Source organism: Paenibacillus sp. 1-18 (genome assembly GCF_000520755.1).
GTDB lineage: Bacteria > Bacillota > Bacilli > Paenibacillales > Paenibacillaceae > Paenibacillus > Paenibacillus brasilensis.
Window position 1 is genome coordinate 1 of record NZ_ASSB01000074.1, and the last position, 1057, is coordinate 1057.

Genomic DNA, 1057 nt, shown 5'->3' on the forward strand with positions numbered 1-1057 from the left:
CCTGTTGTCCTTCGACTACGCCTATCGGCCTCGCCTTAGGTCCCGACTTACCCTGAGCGGACGAACCTTCCTCAGGAACCCTTAGGCTTTCGGCGGATCTGATTCTCACAGATCTTTTCGTTACTCATACCGGCATTCTCACTTGAATGCAGTCCAGCGCTCCTTCCGGTACACCTTCAACCCGCATTCAACGCTCCCCTACCCCTGATGCAAAGCATCAAGCCATAGCTTCGGTGGTGTGTTTAGCCCCGTTACATTTTCGGCGCAGAGTCACTCGACCAGTGAGCTATTACGCACTCTTTCAATGGTGGCTGCTTCTAAGCCAACATCCTGGTTGTCTGTGCAACTCCACATCCTTTCCCACTTAACACACACTTGGGGACCTTAGCTGATGGTCTGGGCTGTTTCCCTTTTGACAATGGATCTTAGCACTCACTGTCTGACTCCCGGAACTAAATCCATGGCATTCGGAGTTTGACTGAGCTTGGTAACCCTTGCGGGCCCCGCACCCAATCAGTGCTCTACCTCCACGATTCTTCTTTCCGAGGCTAGCCCTAAAGCTATTTCGGGGAGAACCAGCTATCTCCGGGTTCGATTGGAATTTCTCCGCTACCCCCACCTCATCCCCGCATTTTTCAACATGCGTGGGTTCGGGCCTCCAGTGCGTGTTACCGCACCTTCACCCTGGACAGGGGTAGATCACCCGGTTTCGGGTCTACGTCCACGTACTCATTCGCCCTATTCAGACTCGCTTTCGCTGCGGCTTCAGCTCTTCACCTTAACCTTGCACGGGAACGTAACTCGCCGGTTCATTCTACAAAAGGCACGCCATCACCCATAGATCGGGCTCTGACTTCTTGTAAGCACACGGTTTCAGGATCTATTTCACTCCCCTTCCGGGGTGCTTTTCACCTTTCCCTCACGGTACTGCTTCACTATCGGTCGCCAGGGAGTATTTAGCCTTGGCAGATGGTCCTGCCGGATTCATACGGGGTTTCACGTGCCCCGCACTACTCGGGATCCGTCTCGGAGGGAACCAGTTTTGAACTACAGGGCT

Annotated in this window: 1 rRNA gene; it reads right to left on the reverse strand. The window is 53.8% G+C overall.

Annotated elements, in window-relative coordinates:
- Positions 1-1057 (reverse strand): 23S ribosomal RNA (locus L693_RS0105435); the annotation flags it as partial.